General features: G+C 41.6%; 24 protein-coding genes and 1 pseudogene. 20 read left to right on the forward strand and 5 right to left on the reverse strand.

What is annotated here, in order from left to right:
• Positions 1 to 213 precede the first annotated feature (213 nt).
• The 17 genes and pseudogenes from CZ434_RS21310 to CZ434_RS22570 all read left to right on the forward strand — a co-directional run.
• Complete coding sequence (locus tag CZ434_RS21310) at positions 214 to 702, forward strand: hypothetical protein (RefSeq protein WP_077624962.1); 489 nt, start codon at positions 214 to 216, stop codon at positions 700 to 702.
• A gap of 355 nt (positions 703 to 1057) precedes the next feature.
• A complete protein-coding gene (locus CZ434_RS21315) occupies positions 1058 to 1612 on the forward strand; it encodes a hypothetical protein (protein WP_077624963.1) in 555 nt (184 codons plus the stop codon).
• A gap of 97 nt (positions 1613 to 1709) precedes the next feature.
• Positions 1710 to 1910: a helix-turn-helix transcriptional regulator gene (locus CZ434_RS22820; protein ID WP_077624964.1), complete on the forward strand. Its 201-nt coding sequence runs from the start codon at positions 1710 to 1712 to the stop codon at positions 1908 to 1910.
• On the forward strand, positions 1911 to 2120 hold the full coding sequence (locus CZ434_RS21325; protein WP_077624965.1) for a hypothetical protein: 210 nt from the start codon (positions 1911 to 1913) through the stop codon (positions 2118 to 2120). It abuts the gene before it with no gap.
• 99 nt (positions 2121 to 2219) lie between these two features.
• Entirely contained in the window at positions 2220 to 2372 is a 153-nt protein-coding gene (locus CZ434_RS22355; RefSeq protein ID WP_179107341.1) for a hypothetical protein, read from the forward strand.
• A gap of 18 nt (positions 2373 to 2390) precedes the next feature.
• The gene (locus CZ434_RS22360) at positions 2391 to 2540 is read left to right on the forward strand and encodes a hypothetical protein (RefSeq protein ID WP_179107342.1); all 150 of its coding nucleotides are present in this window, start codon (positions 2391 to 2393) and stop codon (positions 2538 to 2540) included.
• Positions 2533 to 3117 (forward strand): HNH endonuclease, encoded by a 585-nt coding sequence (locus CZ434_RS21330; protein WP_077624966.1) that lies wholly within the window; start codon positions 2533 to 2535, stop codon positions 3115 to 3117. The genes CZ434_RS22360 and CZ434_RS21330 overlap by 8 nt, the downstream gene beginning before the upstream one ends.
• Positions 3118 to 3333 carry a hypothetical protein gene (locus CZ434_RS21335; protein ID WP_077624967.1) on the forward strand — a complete coding sequence of 72 codons (216 nt, stop codon included), beginning with the start codon at positions 3118 to 3120 and terminating at the stop codon, positions 3331 to 3333.
• Between the two features lie 149 nt (positions 3334 to 3482).
• A complete protein-coding gene (locus CZ434_RS21340; protein WP_077624968.1) occupies positions 3483 to 3668 on the forward strand; it encodes a hypothetical protein in 186 nt (61 codons plus the stop codon).
• 214 nt (positions 3669 to 3882) lie between these two features.
• On the forward strand, positions 3883 to 4197 hold the full coding sequence (locus CZ434_RS21345; protein ID WP_077624969.1) for a hypothetical protein: 315 nt from the start codon (positions 3883 to 3885) through the stop codon (positions 4195 to 4197).
• A gap of 27 nt (positions 4198 to 4224) precedes the next feature.
• Positions 4225 to 4350, forward strand: coding sequence for a hypothetical protein (locus tag CZ434_RS22720; protein ID WP_281252290.1), 126 nt, complete (start codon positions 4225 to 4227; stop codon positions 4348 to 4350).
• Positions 4347 to 4697 carry a hypothetical protein gene (locus tag CZ434_RS21350; RefSeq protein ID WP_077624970.1) on the forward strand — a complete coding sequence of 117 codons (351 nt, stop codon included), beginning with the start codon at positions 4347 to 4349 and terminating at the stop codon, positions 4695 to 4697. The genes CZ434_RS22720 and CZ434_RS21350 overlap by 4 nt, the downstream gene beginning before the upstream one ends.
• A 62-nt stretch (positions 4698 to 4759) precedes the next feature.
• Positions 4760 to 5488 (forward strand): hypothetical protein, encoded by a 729-nt coding sequence (locus tag CZ434_RS21355; RefSeq protein WP_077624971.1) that lies wholly within the window; start codon positions 4760 to 4762, stop codon positions 5486 to 5488.
• 35 nt (positions 5489 to 5523) lie between these two features.
• Positions 5524 to 5688: a hypothetical protein gene (locus CZ434_RS22365; protein ID WP_179107343.1), complete on the forward strand. Its 165-nt coding sequence runs from the start codon at positions 5524 to 5526 to the stop codon at positions 5686 to 5688.
• Positions 5689 to 5855: 167 nt separating this feature from the next.
• Positions 5856 to 6269 (forward strand): tetratricopeptide repeat protein, encoded by a 414-nt coding sequence (locus CZ434_RS21360; protein ID WP_077624972.1) that lies wholly within the window; start codon positions 5856 to 5858, stop codon positions 6267 to 6269.
• Between the two features lie 190 nt (positions 6270 to 6459).
• Positions 6460 to 7608 (forward strand): restriction endonuclease, encoded by a 1149-nt coding sequence (locus tag CZ434_RS21365; protein WP_077624973.1) that lies wholly within the window; start codon positions 6460 to 6462, stop codon positions 7606 to 7608.
• Between the two features lie 218 nt (positions 7609 to 7826).
• Positions 7827 to 7922 (forward strand): annotated as a pseudogene (locus CZ434_RS22570) (HesB/IscA family protein); the annotation flags it as partial.
• 52 nt (positions 7923 to 7974) lie between these two features.
• On the opposite strand, the gene CZ434_RS21375 reads toward CZ434_RS22570, so the two are convergent.
• Together CZ434_RS21375 and CZ434_RS21380 are read right to left on the reverse strand one after the other, a co-directional pair.
• Positions 7975 to 8805, reverse strand: a complete 831-nt coding sequence (locus tag CZ434_RS21375) for an MBL fold metallo-hydrolase (RefSeq protein WP_077624974.1) — start codon at positions 8803 to 8805, stop codon at positions 7975 to 7977.
• Between the two features lie 336 nt (positions 8806 to 9141).
• Positions 9142 to 10128, reverse strand: a complete 987-nt coding sequence (locus CZ434_RS21380) for an NAD(P)/FAD-dependent oxidoreductase (RefSeq protein WP_077624975.1) — start codon at positions 10126 to 10128, stop codon at positions 9142 to 9144.
• Between the two features lie 366 nt (positions 10129 to 10494).
• Here CZ434_RS21380 and CZ434_RS21385 point away from each other — a divergent pair, with 366 nt between their 5' ends.
• From CZ434_RS21385 to CZ434_RS21395, 3 genes are all read left to right on the forward strand, one after another.
• Positions 10495 to 11718, forward strand: a complete 1224-nt coding sequence (locus CZ434_RS21385; protein ID WP_179107344.1) for an NAD(P)/FAD-dependent oxidoreductase — start codon at positions 10495 to 10497, stop codon at positions 11716 to 11718.
• Positions 11719 to 11855: 137 nt separating this feature from the next.
• Complete coding sequence (locus CZ434_RS21390) at positions 11856 to 12179, forward strand: YuiB family protein (RefSeq protein WP_245831044.1); 324 nt, start codon at positions 11856 to 11858, stop codon at positions 12177 to 12179.
• Positions 12180 to 12253: 74 nt separating this feature from the next.
• Entirely contained in the window at positions 12254 to 12952 is a 699-nt protein-coding gene (locus CZ434_RS21395) for a 3D domain-containing protein (RefSeq protein WP_077624977.1), read from the forward strand.
• A gap of 72 nt (positions 12953 to 13024) precedes the next feature.
• Here CZ434_RS21395 and CZ434_RS21400 read toward each other — a convergent pair whose 3' ends face one another.
• From CZ434_RS21400 to deoD, 3 genes are all read right to left on the reverse strand, one after another.
• On the reverse strand, positions 13025 to 13501 hold the full coding sequence (locus CZ434_RS21400) for a divergent PAP2 family protein (protein ID WP_077624978.1): 477 nt from the start codon (positions 13499 to 13501) through the stop codon (positions 13025 to 13027).
• A 222-nt stretch (positions 13502 to 13723) separates the two neighbouring features.
• A complete protein-coding gene (locus tag CZ434_RS21405; RefSeq protein WP_077625299.1) occupies positions 13724 to 14317 on the reverse strand; it encodes a biotin transporter BioY in 594 nt (197 codons plus the stop codon).
• A gap of 124 nt (positions 14318 to 14441) precedes the next feature.
• Positions 14442 to 15149: a purine-nucleoside phosphorylase gene (gene deoD / locus CZ434_RS21410; protein WP_077624979.1), complete on the reverse strand. Its 708-nt coding sequence runs from the start codon at positions 15147 to 15149 to the stop codon at positions 14442 to 14444.
• Positions 15150 to 15268 lie beyond the last annotated feature (119 nt).

Here is a 15268-nt window from a genome sequence, read left to right on the forward strand (position 1 = left end):
ACTAAAATGAAAGAACGGAAAGTAATCTTATCGCTACATATAGCGAATAAGTTGCTTCGGACAAGGGTTTCCAATCATCGAGGTTAAACCATCAACGAGAGTGAAGGGGAGGGCAGCGTTTATATTCGAGTTAACATCAGAGTTTGACGAGGCTTTAACAGCGTTATCAGACCGCCGAGGTATAAATTTATAAATATAAAAGGAGAGTCTACTATGGAACAGCTAACAATTAGAAAACCGCAACCCAACGATAAAGGACAACTATTAGACCAGGAGGGATACGAAATGTTTAATCGTGAGTTAATCCGAAAAGTATTTCCGAGAATCATTGCTGAAATTCGAAAAGAGAAACCGAAAACGAAGATTGGAGATATCATACCGTTTTATTTCGCTTTGTTATCTTACATTGACGGAAATCGCTTTCGGAAGGACGGCACGGAGAACGAGCGCTTCGGTTACGCATTTCCAACACAAGAAATGTTAGCGAAGATGACGGGGATTGACCGGAAAAGACACAAGGAGTTAACGGATATCTTAAAGGTCAACGGGATCTTAAGTGATGTTCGAGTGCACTACGAGGGGACGCATCGGTTCCTTTGGTACAAACCTTCGTTTTGTCCACGAATCACAGATGATGGCTTCCTCGTGAATGAAAACGGTGAGAAAATCATTCCGGATTATAGTGAAATAATCAGTAAATAGCTCGATGTTCCGTCAGCGTAACAACTTAATTTCCCTATAACGGTACAATGGATTATTCCTTAGACGGAAGAGTAAAGATAGCAAACGGTAAGATACCAACGTGTAAAATAGCAACAAGTAATTAGTGAGGCTAAAGAACAAGGGAACTTATTCGTTCACTAACGTTCACTCATTGTTCCCGAGAACCTTTCCTATCGGAAAGAACCTCTAACAAATATATGCGAAAAGTAACTATGTAAACAAAGACGGGACGAAGAGAACACCCTTATATCCGTTTTGTTCGTTATAAAATACAAACGGAGATTAAGTTCACTAACGAAAACAACCATAAAACAGCGAAAGGAATTGAGGAGAAATGGAAACATACGTGTCAATTGAGGATCAATTAGAAATAGAAGAAGGGAATAATCCAGACGGGGTAATCGAGTACGGCGAGCCTGGAGCCGGGGCTATTGAATATGCTAGTCAGATTGTCGGAGATTTAAGCAAGAGTCCGGAATCTATACAAGTAATCACGCAGCTATTGAACGGAGAACTTCACGATACAGACGACAAACAAGTAAAACGATGTGACTATTGTCGTTATTTTTGGAGAGACGATAGCCTTCGTAACAATAAAAGAACTTGCTGTGAAGAATGTAAGCGAAAGGTTAAGACGTTGCAAAAACGAAAACAACGTGAGCGGAGAGAGTTGCTTAACCCGACGTCTAAGAAGCGCAAGAAAAAGGATGATTACGTTTATTGGCTTGAATACCCTTATTGGATCAACGAAGAGTCGATGTTTGATGAAGGAGAGCGTTTTGAAAAACCTATGAAGACAGAGGTTCTTGACTATATTCACACGAAGAATCAGAAATATGGCGTTGGGAACCGGAAGCGTCGGACAAGCGAACGGGACTATGGATTTTAAACTGGCGACAATTTTTACATTAGTGGGAAGGGTAATATTTTTTTTAAAGTTCAAGTAGTATTAGCGAACAAAAATAAATAAGAAGGGGTGAAAGTGTATGACAGGTAAAACAGTTCGAGTCATTCGATTGTATCATAAATTAAGCCAAGAAGAATTTGCGGAGCGAGTCAGCGTTAGCCAGCAGCTTGTTTCTCGCATCGAAAACGGAGTAAAGGAGATTACGCCACGTACAAAGGTGAGAATCCTCCGAGAATTTCCTATGAATGAAGAGATTCGGTCGCTAGAGGGCGAGTTGTGATTGTCGGATTCTAAAAGGTACGTTGCGTCGAGAAGGCAGGTCATCGAACTTGCCCTTGCCGAGAAGATAAACGTCCTAATCGGAAGCTACAAGGTTAACTGGATAGGCAGAGAGCCGGAGAGTCACAAGGAAAAGCGATTAAAAACGTTGATCGATCAGGGCAATGTCTATGCAGAACCTTACAATGGAGGCTTATATATTTTCGATTAAATCCGAGTGACGATCATAAATTAATCCATTATTATCATAACAAATCGAAAAGTAAAGCGCAAGTCCTGAAAAACAGTCAGACATAATGGGGGTGATGGGATGGACGCAGACAAGTCTAATTTGACGATGGCTATTTACTTGCTTGCATTAGCGCAATTAGAGGCTAATGAAGAAACGTACGTAGCAAAAGAAATTCGGGCTACTCAACGTAAGCTGCACAATGAGTTAGGACTAAACAAACAAAATCAATAAAAGGGACGGGATGGGAGAATGATCGAACAATCAATCTACGAACATATCTTAAGGAAGTTAGAAGTGATGGACGAAAAGCTGGACACGGTAAACGAGCGCACAGAACGGATTGAACAAAGATTAGACGAGCAAGAGAGACGACAGTTGGGGCGTGTTAAATATGGCTAAGACAATCGAGGTCAAGAAGTGCAGCCGATGCCACCAAGAAAAGCCAATCGAACAGTTTTACGGAGAGAAGCGAAGCCATTGCCAAGACTGCGAGAAAGAACAGAAGAGGGAATACCACGGGGGTCTTCGAGGGAAGGCGGCGCAAGCCTTACAGGACGCAAGAAAAGCCAGGAGGAAAGTAGAAGCCGAAACGGGCGAGTCAATTAAAGACGATTTAACGTTGCCACAGGTTGCATTAGCGCTATCAAGTGGCGAATGTGCTTATTGTCTTCAAGATATTCCGATTAGTGAGCGAAGCCTCGACCATATAACGCCAATGCGATATGGGGGATCAAACACGTTCGATAACGTGATATGTTCGTGCAAATCCTGTAATAGCGGGAAAAGCGATTTACCTGCCGTTTTGTTTATGATTCAAAGCTGTGACTCTTGGGCGAACAAAAGGTTAATTGATCGAGTGGCTTCCAGGAGTAATCAAACATTCTACGAGGCATTTGAAATGCTTACAGAGTCGGTAAAAACATACTTTCAAAAGCAAGCGGAAGAGGCAAAGGCACAAGCGGAAGGGGGCGTCTGAATGAGTTATTACCCGAAGCAAGAACAGGAGACGCTTTACCTATTCGATGTGATGGACGGAAATTGGCGAGTGCATTCCACATACCCGCCTCATATTCGGAAGTTACTCGACTATGCAACCATTATAGACACCGAAACGGACGAGAATGGCCGGGTCATTACAGCAACGGGTTATGTGGACAAGAATCAAGTAAGACTTTTCAAACCCCGATTATAAGAGGCTTTTTAAATTGGAGAATTAATTTGAGACCAATAACCCTATCGAACAAAAGAAGGGTTTATAAACACGGGTATAACACTTTGATTTCAACGAAAACAAGCCATATGAGGGTCTAAAGGGATTGAGTGCAGGGAGGAGAAGCGTAAATGTTAGTAAACGTTCGAATCGAGCCGAAACCGCCTAGAGGGCAATATGAGAATCGTGAAACATACGAAAAATCGTCAGATATAACGGTTTATAACTTGTGGGAGCAATCGTGGGAAGCATTGGAAGCACACGGATTAACGCACTTAGTGGAGACCAATTCAAGAAAGGAATACAGGGAGGATTAAACTTTGGGAAGACACACGAATAAAGGATTACAACGACAAGGAAATGGGAGTCTGAACAAACAGAGGGCGAAACCAAACGATAAGCTGCCGAGTTGGGTGAAGAAGTTCGCTATTTCGGATGAAATGTTCGATTTAGTTCCCGGTGAAAAGGAATGGAAACCGCCTCACCTGGGAGTTATCCATTACTCGAAGCAAACAAAGGAGGCAAAAGAGTATGTGGCTAGGAAGAGGAAGTCGAGGAAGGGTCGAAGAAATCGGCGAAGATAAAGACGGATTGGTTACGATTCGAATCGTAGTTGATCGGGTTAATCGAAAACAGCGGAAAGTGAAAGTGTTTATTATCGAACAAGTTACCGGAAAATCGTTGTTTAGACTAAGGTATTTCACAGAGAAGAGCGAGTTGTACTCGTATTACGGCGCCAGGGAACATGCCGTGAAGTTTGCCGAAGAGAACGATTATATCATTGACCATGAGAGTACAAACGTAACATTACCGACGATAGTTACCGTTAATAAGCGAAGTAGATAGAAACAAACCATAAAGGAGAGCGATTAAATGAATGGTGAGAGACTGTACACAAAGGCAGAAGTTGAATCAATCGTCAAAAAGCGAATGGACCGGGAGAAAAGGAAAATCGGGAGAGAACAACAACAAAAACAAGAAAGGAATGAGAATGAATGAGTGAAGAGAAGGTATATACGGCAGAGGAAGCGGAGCAAGAAATCGAACGTCTAGTGGAAGAGGGGTTAAAAGAGTACGAGGAAGAGTTAAGGCAACGGGAAGCAGCGGAAACCCAAGCCCCGGATTATAAGCAACGCTATATTAATACAGCGAAACAAGTCGAAATGCACAAAGCAGGGTTCAACGAGAAGCAAGTCAAGCGTCTGTCAAAGTACGTAATGGACACGGACGACCGGAAAGCCATGCAAGCAGAAATCGAGGAATTGGCAGCAGACTTATTAGGCGGACAAGCGAAAAACTACGGTGATCCGAGCCAACGAAAGCAAGTCTGGAATCCGTTTAAGTAACAAGTTGAATGAATGATTGAATAACCAAGACAAAAACACCAAACAAAGGGAGAGATTTTACAATGGAACAAACAGTATTTTTATTCAAGCCGTATGGAGAGTATGAACAGCACAAAGTAGTCAAATTACCCGTGAAGGAAGCGGAACAATTAAAAACGGAAGGATTGGCGGTTGAGACGAGCCGAGGGAAATACGATGACTTTAGAGAACAGGCGAAGCAATTACACAGCAAATTCAAGCGAGAAGAAACGAAGATTAAGCAAAAAGACCACCCCCTCCAAACTAAAGAGGTCAAAGAGTACGAATTGAAGCAACTAAATAAACAGTATAGAAAAGAAAGCGAGGCCTTAGAAGCCGAGTATCGAAAATATAGAGAGCAAGCAATCGAAGAAGCGCATACCAAGGCAGCACAAGCGAGCATATCCGTACGAGAATCGGACAAGCAAGTGGCGGAACAGTTGTCGAACAGGTTGGCTCTATCCGCACAAACGGCAGTCGGAGACAGCGCCAAGTCGGAGTTTATCACACAAGCCAAAAGGGACATCTCAAAGTTATCCGACGAGCAGAAAACGGCTTTACAAGGATGCATCGGGAAGGTACTTGACAAGATTGACGATTCAAAGCATCAAAGGGCGATAATCAACGAGGTTTCGGACGTTAGAAACATGGATTTACTTGGAGCAAAGGCGGCCGAACAGTTGCCGTACACCGCTAACATCGAGTACACACGGGTGAAAGTGGCTGACAAAGCGTATAAAGCAAATAGAATAGTAGGTCAAACACAGAAGTAAGAATCGAGACTTTAACATACGAGGGGAGCGATTAGATGAAGCGGATTAATATCGTTACAAAGACGGTGTACTCTACGGAAGAGTTTACCGAACTACAAGCAGCAGTCGAACAGGAAGGCGGAAGGATTCGGGAAACAACGGCTTTGCGGAGTGGGGCCGGAATAAGCTGTCACATCGAGTTTCCGGTGGAGGACGAGTAGGAGCGCCTTTAACGGGTGCTTCTTTTTTTGTCGTCGAAGAGGGCGAAGAGAGATAGACGGGGAGAGGGCGATTCAGAGCAAATTAGTTTCGGACTAAACCCAAATCCTGGTATAGATGTGGTAGGATTGACTTATGCAAATATTCAAAAATATAGGGAGGTTATGCCGTGGTAAAGTTTCTAAAGAAATTGTTCGGAGAGAAAGAAAGCAACCCCTTAAGTAAAGCCGAGTCTAATCGGAAGAAAACGCAAAAAGTCGAGGAGAAACCGTATAAAGAAATGAAGATACCCGCAAAGGACGTAGACCGAAACTTACAAGGGCAAAAACTCGAAAAAGAGGGCTATGTCGACAATGCGATAGAGTTTTACGAAAAGAACGTTGAGGAGCGATTTGAAGGGAGCTTCCCATATAATCGGCTAGCGGTTATCTATCGTAGAAGGAAACAGTACGACGAAGAAATCCGGGTTCTAAAGCAAGCGATAGACGTTTATGAAGAGAAAGAATCATCGTCTCCTCGTAAGGACGTAAATCCAAAATTAGAAAAGTTTAGAGAGCGACTTGAAAAGGTTGAATCGTTTTAAATCGATGCATAGAGAAGGTTGACAGCGAAATTAGTTTCGGTTCCGTGCGTAGTTAGTTGTCCGTCTAAATTCGTTGAGTGTTCGTCCAATTGTACCGACTTTCTACTATATAATACTTACGAGCTATGTAAAGCAATATTAGAAGGAGGCTTTAAGGCCTTGTTTTAGTTTAACTATGAGGTGAGTTTTGATGAACAATGAAAAGTTGTACTCTAAGATTGAGATGTCTCGGATAGTTGGATGGTCTGAGGCTAATGGTAGGCGCTGGGTAAAAAATTTCAAAGAATATTTTCCGACTAAACAATTTCAAAATCGAGTTATGTACACTAATGAGTCATTGAGAAATTTAAAAACTCTTAAGAAACTGAATGAAGAAGGCTTAACCAGTCCGGTAATAAAAGATATCTTGAAGAATGAAGAATTTCCTTCTACAGGTAATGATATAGTAAGGATCATAAATAAATACAAAGTGGACGAAGTACGTATTGAGTATGATGAGAAAATTAAATCAACAATCCCTTCTATGGGTGAGATGATGATTCCATATTTGGAAATGATCAAAGATGGAAAAGCCTATTCCGCGAGTGAGATAACTGACAAATTAGTCAATTACTTTAAGCTCAGCGAAGAGCAACGTATAATGAGATATGAGCATACACCAGATAGCATTCTTCTTACTAGAGTGAGAAGTGTTAGGTATAGTTTGAAAAAAGGAAATTACATAGAGGAAATTAATAAATTAACCTATCGTATAACATCTGACGGCCTAGATTTACTAAACGAAAGCAATAATGAAATTAAAGAAGAAATAGAAGAGTTAGAAAAAGTAGTGGATCCTCTAACAATTGTTAAGGAAAAGCTAAATGATTTAAAAGAAGAATTAGCGGATAGTTTGCTGAAACAGTTGAGGAATGTACACTGGATGAAATTTGAAGATATTGTAGTTGAACTATTAACGGTAATGGGATACGGCGATGGGCGAGTTACGCAGCGTTCTAATGATGAGGGTATAGATGGGATAATTAAAGAAGATAAATTAGGCTTAGACAACATTTACGTTCAAGCAAAGAGATATGCAGAAAACCAATCAATAGGAAGAAATGCAGTACAAGGTTTTTCGGGAGCCTTAGATGGAAAAGCAAGGAAAGGTGTTTTCATCACAACATCTAAATTTACGGACAATGCTAGAACATATGTTGAAAGTCTCGAAGCTAAGAAGATTATCTTAATAGATGGTTTAGAGTTAGCTAATTTAATGATATCTTATGATGTTGGAGTGGACGTTAATCATACTTTTGTGGTTAAAGCGATAGATTACGACTACTTTAAAGACGAATGATTCTAACTTAACGAAGAATGTGGATTACACTGTCATGGGTGAGAATCAACTTGTAATAAAAACCAAATTAGGGTAAAATGGTCACAACGTGATACATCGCTACGGAAGTCTGATAAAAACAATCGTATTGAACGATAACAATCGTCCTAAAATAGCTAGAAACGTTGGCATTACCGCTTTAACCTAGCGTAAAACGGACGGGAAAACACACCGCCTAATTCACTATCGACAATCCTAACGCTATCGTATCCTGTGGCTGTGGAAGCTCGTTTAAGACAGCGACAAACGCCGGCACACCGGATCCTAATTGCTAATGATAAAGAATCCCCCGGCCTTTTATAGGCCGGGGGGTTCTTTATGCATATATTAATCGACATAACGACCATGTTCAGGTATAGCTATGTCGTCAAAGTGGTCCGTCAGTTTTTGCAGTTCTTCAGCCAAAAAGTCTCCGGTCATCGGGATTCCATGTCCGGTGGCTGCTATTAGGGGGCCAAGTTCATTTAATTTGATTACAGACTCTTTGGCAGCTTTCCAGTCTGTCGTCAAATATTTTGGAGGACCACTGATTTCCTGTTTTTGCGTCATTACTTTATATAACGATTCCTGGTGGACGGTCACGAATGCGTCACCGGCAATCAGGGACCGGTCCCTTTCCCTGAACAACGATACATGACCTTCCGTATGACCAGGAGTGTGGACCCATTCCCAGCCTTCCATACCAGGTACACTGTGGTCAGATGGTAGGGCTTGGACATACTCGGCTATGTTAATTCCATGATTTGGGAACATTGGAGACATTTTTGCTACCAACCCGCCGTCTACAGAAGGATCGGGTTCGGGATAAGAGGCTTCTCCGGTCAAATATGGAAGTTCAAGTTCGTGAGCATAAACAGGAACTTTCCATTTTTCTAACAACTCCACAATGGCACCGACATGGTCAAAGTGCCCATGGGTCAAGATAATCGCTTCTGGTTTCGCGTCTTTTCCGAAACGTTTTTCCGCTTCTTCGATTATTTCGTCTGCCGAACGAGGCATTCCTGCATCTACCAATACCCATTTTTGGCCAGGTTCCCCGACAAAGAACAAGTTCACTACTTGTATGGGTAAACAATATATATCAGTCGTTATTGGTTTACCGATTCCGCTTCCGACTGATGTTGCTGGAATCAATCTGTCTTCGAATTCATTCTCCATATCAACACCTCCGTTGACTTTCCATTCCTTTTTAGCATTCCCGCAGCGGAAGATACTATTTAAAAATTCTTCCTCTGTCTACTTTGTGGTATACCTGTTATGCAAAGATGCGAAACAATAAAAAAAGCACCTTTCCCAGCTGGGGAAAGATACTTTTAGACAACCTGTTTATATTCTTAAGCTCTATAGTAGAGAAACTGCGAACACCACTCAATCCGAAAAGGATGGAAGGAAGTCATTCTAAAAAATGTTAGTCTGCAGTTTATCGGTTACGTAACAGTAAAGGTTTTGATGGGGCAAAGTAATAGCTGCCCCACCAGTCTGGGAATCAGTTAATTAAAACATGCTTGTTGAGTGTTTAGGTTGTACTCTGGCATCAGGGTCGATGTAATTTTTGGCATTGTTCACTGCGGTAGGTCCTTCGCCGAATCCTGATGCAATCAAGTTAACCTTACCTGGATAGGTGCAAATATCACCTGCGGCATAAATCCCAGGAATATTCGTCTCCATTTTGGAATTGACGACGATACTGTTTTTTTCGATCTCCAAATCCCATTTCTTGATAGGGCCGAGTGAAGAGATGAAACCGTAGTTGACCAAGACAGAGTCTACATCAATGATTTCTTCTTTGTCCCCTTTTACTTCTTTCAATTTAACTTGCTCGATTTTATCTTCCCCTACCATCTCGACAGGTACGAAAGGAGTTTTAATATTGACAGTCGAGTTCATCAATTGCTCGACACTGTGTTCATGAGCGCGGAAATTTTCTCTTCGGTGGACAAGGGTGACTTCCTTCGCTATTGATTCCAACATTAGAGCCCAGTCAACAGCAGAATCCCCACCACCGCAAAGCAGCACTTTCTTGTCTTTGTATTTCTGCATGTCTTCTACATAGTAATCCAGGTTGATCCCTTCGAATGCTTCTATCCCTTCGATGGTCAAACGGCGTGGCTGGAAAGCGCCGTTTCCGGCAGTGATGATGATTGTTTTAGTATAATGAATATCATTGGTGTTTGTGATCATCTTGAAAGAACCATCTTCCAACCTTTCAATCGTATCGACCGATTGGCCCAGCACGACTTCCGGGTCGAACATATCGGCTTGTTCTTTGAGATTGTCGACAAGTTCCTGTGCACGTACTTTAGGAAAACCTGCTACGTCGTAAATATATTTCTCCGGATAAAGGGCGGATAATTGCCCGCCTATGTGTGGAAGACTTTCTATTATTTTTACGCTTGCCTGTCGCATGCCGCCATAAAAGGCCGTGAACAATCCGACAGGTCCGGCACCGATTATTGTTACATCATATACCTCATTGGACATGAATGATTCCTCCTATACTTCTGATACAGATAAACAATGTCTATCTTAACATAATTCATATATAGACTAGTAATGAATAGATTGTATAGACAAGATTTTAAATATTGGAAAAATGAATGAAAGCCTTGAAAATTATTAAAAAAGGAGCTAAGATTGTTTTTAGGTAAATTTTATTACGAAAATGTGACAAAATACATAGGAATTCGACAGATAACCAGTTAAACTACCTCAATATGTATGCCGGAAGCTCCGATATGTTATTGGAGCTCAATTTCTTGTTTGTGTACGTGAAATAAATCACGTAATAGTTTTGCGCCATTAGATAATAATTATGTTAGTAAATTTTAGTATATGGAAGTGATAAGGATGAATAAACCCAATATTGTAATTCTTGGTGCTGGTTACGGCGGTATCATGACAACTGTTAAACTGCAAAAAAAACTCGGAGTTAATGATGCCAACATCACATTGGTTAACAAGCACGATTATCATTATCAGACTACTTGGCTGCATGAGAATGCTGCCGGCACACTGCATCATGATCGTACACGTCTGCCTATTAAAGACGTAGTGGATTTCAGCAAAGTGAACTTTGTGCAAGATACGGTTTTGAGTATTAAACCGGACGATAAAAAAGTCGTATTGGAAAACGGGGAATTGGACTATGACTATCTTGTTGTGGCCCTTGGCTTTGAAGCGGCAACCTTTGGAATTCCGGGATTGATAGAGAATGCTTTTACAATAAGCAGTATCAATTCTTCCAGATTGATCAGGGAACACATCGATTACAACTTTGCCAAATACAACAATGAAGCGGAAAATAAACAAGAGCGCTTGAATATTGTAATTGGCGGTGGAGGGTTCACTGGTATCGAATTTGCTGGTGAAATCGCCAATCGTGTACCAGAATTGTGCAAGGAATATGACATAGACCGCAGCAAAGTCCGTATTATTGTCGTGGAAGCAGCACCAACGGTACTCCCTGGATTCGATCCTCAGTTGGTTGAGTATGCGATGAATGCGTTGGAAGCTAAGGGTGTTGAATTCAAAGTAGGTGCGATGCTGAAAGAATGTAAGCCGGACGGCATTGTCATCGAAAAAGATGAGAAACGAGAAGAAATTCCAACAAATACTACTGTTTGGGCTGCAGGGGTTCGAGCTAATTCCATCGTTGAGGAGTCTGGATTGGAAGTTAATCGCGGCAAGGTGGAAGTGCAGCCGGACTTGCGTGCACCTTCCCATCAGGATGTATTTGTTGTTGGTGACTGTGCGTTGATTATGAATGAAGAGACAGGAAGACCATACCCGCCGACAGCTCAAATCGCCATCCAGGAAGCCGATGTTGCGGCACATAATCTTAGTGTCCTTATAAAGGGCGGTACCGAATTGGAGACATTCCATTTCAACAACCAGGGAACAGTGGCTTCTTTGGGTCATGATGATGCAATCGGCGTTATTCTTGGCGACAAGAAATTGTTCGGATGGTCGGCATCTGTTATGAAGAAAATCATCGATAACAGGTACCTCCTAAAATTGGGTGGAGTCGGTCTGCTCTTGAAAAAAGGTAAATTCAATATTTTTTCCAAGTAAGATAGAGAAGCAAAGACAGTGATTTCTGTCTTTGCTTTTTTATTGGACATTGAGTGCTTGCGCGTTACGCAGTTTAACTATAAAATTGATGCTGTTAAAAGAAAGAGAGATGACACAGCATTTGAGGGGGAATCTGGATGGAACAATCCATCATACAATTGGTGGTTTCTGTCGTACTATTTTTTGTTTTGTTTTTCGGTATTGCCTTTATTTTAAATATGCTTTTACGGCAAACTTGGGTAATGTCCTTTATTTATCCGATCATTGTCTTGTTGATCGTGGATGATTTTCCGTTCGCCGAGTATTTTACATCGCCAGGCGAGTCCTTTGCTAAAGTAGGGGAGAGATTTATCAATCTGACAGCTGCCGATATAGCAATATTAACAAGTGGATTTATCGGAACAATTGTATCCGGGATAGTGATTAGATTGTTGAGGAAAAACGGGTATCGGATGTTTTAATCGTTTTGGCAAATCGTCTGAATGTATAATTGTCTGTAGTTTAGGAAAGGATGACACCCAGAGAGGTGTTATCCATGAAAAATATAAAAATATTGAAAAGAACTGTAATGACTCTTTTGTTTTTGGCAGCAGTCTATGCGACTGCAGGGGCATTGACTAACGTTTCAGCTCAGGAATTCAAGGCCGGTTTTATGGAGAAGTTCTATAGTGGAAGTTCTGCCAGTCAGCAATCTTACAGCGAACAATCAAAAAGAAAAATTGGCTTGGAAAAGAAATCATTAAATCATCAAAAGGCAGCTACCACTTACATTTCAAGTTCAGAAGTGAAAGGCCCCGCATCCCTGGAAGAAGCAATTGACTTCGAGCAGTACCCGACAGCTACAGTGGTGGCAACAGGCTATACGGCTGGGGTCGAGTCTACTGGTAAATCGCCTGAGCACCCCCAGTATGGCGTCACTTTTTCAGGTGTAAAGGTGAAACGAGATTTATATTCTACAATTGCCGCAGATCTGGAAGTCTATCCATTAGGGACTATATTGTTTATCCCAGGGTACGGCTATGGGGTTGTAGCTGATAAGGGTTCGGCTATCACTGGCAATAAAATTGACTTGTATTTTCAAACAGTAGAAGACGTGTTCAATGAATGGGGAAAAAAAGAATTGAAGGTTTATATTGTAGAACGAGGGAATGGCCAAATCTCGGAAGAGGCACTGGCTGAATTGAACGAAACAGAAGCATTGCAAGTGTTTAGGGAAGAAATCAGGAAGAGTTAATAAAAACACCTCTTTGTTCGTCCATAGCCGTAATGGACCAGTGAAGAGGTGTTTTTCTAACTGCTTTCGATTTTATACTAATGGAAATAGAACAAGGGCGATTAGCACACCGGATAACCCGCCAAAAAACACTTCGATCGGCTGGTGTCCAAGTAGTTCTTTCAGCTCTTCTTGTTTTTGGTAATCTTGCTTTTTCCCCCATACTTTCGCTTCTTCAACGAAATGACTGAAGTCTTTCACAAGGGTGTTCAACAGAATTGCCTGCTCTCCAGCCTGTCTTCTCACTCCTGAAGCATCGAACATGATGATGATGCTGAAGACAGTGGAAACAGCGAAAATTCCTGTGGAAAACCCTTCTTGTAACCCGATCCCTGTTGATACGGCTGCGACTGCCGCCGAATGGCTGCTTGGCATTCCGCCTGTACTAAAGGCAAGCCCTGGCTTGAATTCCCGAGTTGCAATGAATTGGATAGGGATTTTTACTATTTGAGCAAAAACGATACCGATTAGTGCGGCCAATAGGGGAAAGTTAAAAAAGAACAATTCCATTAACTTGCAACATCCTTTCTCCGAACGTAATATGTATGAATTTTAATCCGTGACCTTAAGACTATGGTAATGGTGTTTTATAATACCATATAACATCACTTCTGGAATTAAGATAGATTATAACATATGGGTAAAAAGATAGAACAGAAAAAGAGAAGGTGCTGTCCAAAAAAAGAGCTTTCCAAACAAGAGAGTTTGGAAAGCAAAGTTTTTTACGCTCATTCATCTATTGGCGGCAAGAGTATGGGAAGGAATCCTCGAAGTTATTCTTACAATTAAAACAGCAGCAATAAAAGCGGCGCCAATGTCTTTTATAAGAAAAGGGATCATGCCAAGCCATGCAGTCTGATAGGCAATATCAAGACCCAGCCAAGTATTCATGGCTATGTACATATAGCTGACGCCGATTAAGTAATTGGCTGCAACTCCAACCAAAGCCGCCCCTATGTATCGACCGGTTTTGTGATTGTTTATCTTATCCGCCATCAGACCTGTAATAAATGCTACTGCGATAAATGATAATAAGAATCCTCCGGTATAATCGAAAAAGATAAATGGTCCGGCTTTCATATTGGCGAATACAGGAACTCCAGCTATGCCTACCAATAAATAAGTGATCATCGACAAGACTCCGAGTCTTTTCCCGAGCATCAAGCCTGCCATGACAGCGAAAAACGTCTGCAGGGAAAGGGGCACGGAAACGCCTCCTATTGGTATGGCCAGAAATGGAAACCAAACTGCTATATTGGCTCCGATTGCCATGAGACCTACAAAAACAGCTCCGGCTGAAATTTCTACAGCGCTTATTTGCTTCATGTCTAACCAGCCTCCTTTATTAAAAAGAATAAAAGAGGCAGACAACATTGTCAACCATATTTTTATTTGGTTAACATTTAAAGTGAAGGAAAGCGGCATTGAAAAAATGCCGCCTGACTGGTTATTATTTAATTGCGGCTTCCAAAGCTACTTCAATCATGTCGTTGAAAGTCGTTTGTCTTTCGTCAGCAGTGGTTTCCTCTCCGGTCAGGATATGATCCGATACGGTCAGTACGGATAAGGCCTGACGGTCAAACTTTGCAGCTAGTGTGTAAAGTGCAGTGGTTTCCATCTCTACTGCCAGGACATTATATTCCGCAAGCTTCTTGAATAATTCCATGGCGTTATCCCGATAGAAGCTGTCACTTGTAAACACGCTGCCGACCCGCAGGCTTAAACCTTTTTCCAATCCGGATTCGTATGCTTTTCTCAAGAGATCAAACTCCGCTGTCGGCGCAAAATCGATTCCATTAAATATTAGTCGGTTCATCTGGGAATCGGTGGTGGAAGTGGATGCCAGGATAACATCCCGAACCTTTACGTCTTTTTGTAAAGCTCCGCATGTGCCTACCCTGATCAATTTTTGCACATCATAGCTTTGGATGAGCTCATTCACATAAATAGAAATCGATGGCACGCCCATGCCAGTTCCCTGGACAGAAATCCTCTCTCCTTTATATGTACCGGTATAACCATACATGCCGCGGACCTCATTATAACAGTGGATATCTTCCAGGAAGTTTTCGGCAATATACTTTGCCCTCAGCGGGTCACCCGGAAGCAGGATTTTATCAGCAATATCACCTTTATTTGCTCCTATATGCGTACTCATTATAGTACCTCCTTCAATTATTACGAACTTTTTACGTAATTAGTCTTGGCTGAATTTCCATTTTGCTTCATTCCAAATTTAAACAGCCTGCAACACAAAGTAAAAGTAACATAACCGTT

It is taken from the genome of Sediminibacillus massiliensis, from assembly GCF_900156915.1.
In the GTDB taxonomy this organism is placed as follows: domain Bacteria; phylum Bacillota; class Bacilli; order Bacillales; family Amphibacillaceae; genus Sediminibacillus_A; species Sediminibacillus_A massiliensis.

Bases quoted from the DNA above. Each gene is read 5' to 3' on its own strand.
- CZ434_RS22360 (WP_179107342.1), top strand. From the start codon at position 2,391: ATGATCGAACAATCAATCTACGAACATATCTTAAGGAAGTTAGAAGTG.
- CZ434_RS21330 (WP_077624966.1), top strand. From the start codon at position 2,533: ATGGCTAAGACAATCGAGGTCAAGAAGTGCAGCCGATGCCACCAAGAA.
- CZ434_RS21365 (WP_077624973.1), top strand. From the start codon at position 6,460: ATGAACAATGAAAAGTTGTACTCTAAGATTGAGATGTCTCGGATAGTT.
- CZ434_RS22720 (WP_281252290.1), top strand. From the start codon at position 4,225: ATGAATGGTGAGAGACTGTACACAAAGGCAGAAGTTGAATCAATCGTC.
- CZ434_RS21380 (WP_077624975.1), bottom strand. From the start codon at position 10,128: ATGTCCAATGAGGTATATGATGTAACAATAATCGGTGCCGGACCTGTC.
- CZ434_RS21400 (WP_077624978.1), bottom strand. From the start codon at position 13,501: ATGGAATTGTTCTTTTTTAACTTTCCCCTATTGGCCGCACTAATCGGT.
- CZ434_RS21315 (WP_077624963.1), top strand. From the start codon at position 1,058: ATGGAAACATACGTGTCAATTGAGGATCAATTAGAAATAGAAGAAGGG.
- CZ434_RS21340 (WP_077624968.1), top strand. From the start codon at position 3,483: ATGTTAGTAAACGTTCGAATCGAGCCGAAACCGCCTAGAGGGCAATAT.
- CZ434_RS21375 (WP_077624974.1), bottom strand. From the start codon at position 8,805: ATGGAGAATGAATTCGAAGACAGATTGATTCCAGCAACATCAGTCGGA.
- CZ434_RS21310 (WP_077624962.1), top strand. From the start codon at position 214: ATGGAACAGCTAACAATTAGAAAACCGCAACCCAACGATAAAGGACAA.
- CZ434_RS21345 (WP_077624969.1), top strand. From the start codon at position 3,883: ATGTGGCTAGGAAGAGGAAGTCGAGGAAGGGTCGAAGAAATCGGCGAA.
- CZ434_RS21350 (WP_077624970.1), top strand. From the start codon at position 4,347: ATGAGTGAAGAGAAGGTATATACGGCAGAGGAAGCGGAGCAAGAAATC.
- CZ434_RS21335 (WP_077624967.1), top strand. From the start codon at position 3,118: ATGAGTTATTACCCGAAGCAAGAACAGGAGACGCTTTACCTATTCGAT.
- CZ434_RS21405 (WP_077625299.1), bottom strand. From the start codon at position 14,317: ATGAAGCAAATAAGCGCTGTAGAAATTTCAGCCGGAGCTGTTTTTGTA.
- CZ434_RS21390 (WP_245831044.1), top strand. From the start codon at position 11,856: ATGGAACAATCCATCATACAATTGGTGGTTTCTGTCGTACTATTTTTT.
- deoD (WP_077624979.1), bottom strand. From the start codon at position 15,149: ATGAGTACGCATATAGGAGCAAATAAAGGTGATATTGCTGATAAAATC.
- CZ434_RS21395 (WP_077624977.1), top strand. From the start codon at position 12,254: ATGAAAAATATAAAAATATTGAAAAGAACTGTAATGACTCTTTTGTTT.
- CZ434_RS21355 (WP_077624971.1), top strand. From the start codon at position 4,760: ATGGAACAAACAGTATTTTTATTCAAGCCGTATGGAGAGTATGAACAG.
- CZ434_RS22820 (WP_077624964.1), top strand. From the start codon at position 1,710: ATGACAGGTAAAACAGTTCGAGTCATTCGATTGTATCATAAATTAAGC.
- CZ434_RS21385 (WP_179107344.1), top strand. From the start codon at position 10,495: ATGAATAAACCCAATATTGTAATTCTTGGTGCTGGTTACGGCGGTATC.
- CZ434_RS22365 (WP_179107343.1), top strand. From the start codon at position 5,524: ATGAAGCGGATTAATATCGTTACAAAGACGGTGTACTCTACGGAAGAG.
- CZ434_RS22355 (WP_179107341.1), top strand. From the start codon at position 2,220: ATGGACGCAGACAAGTCTAATTTGACGATGGCTATTTACTTGCTTGCA.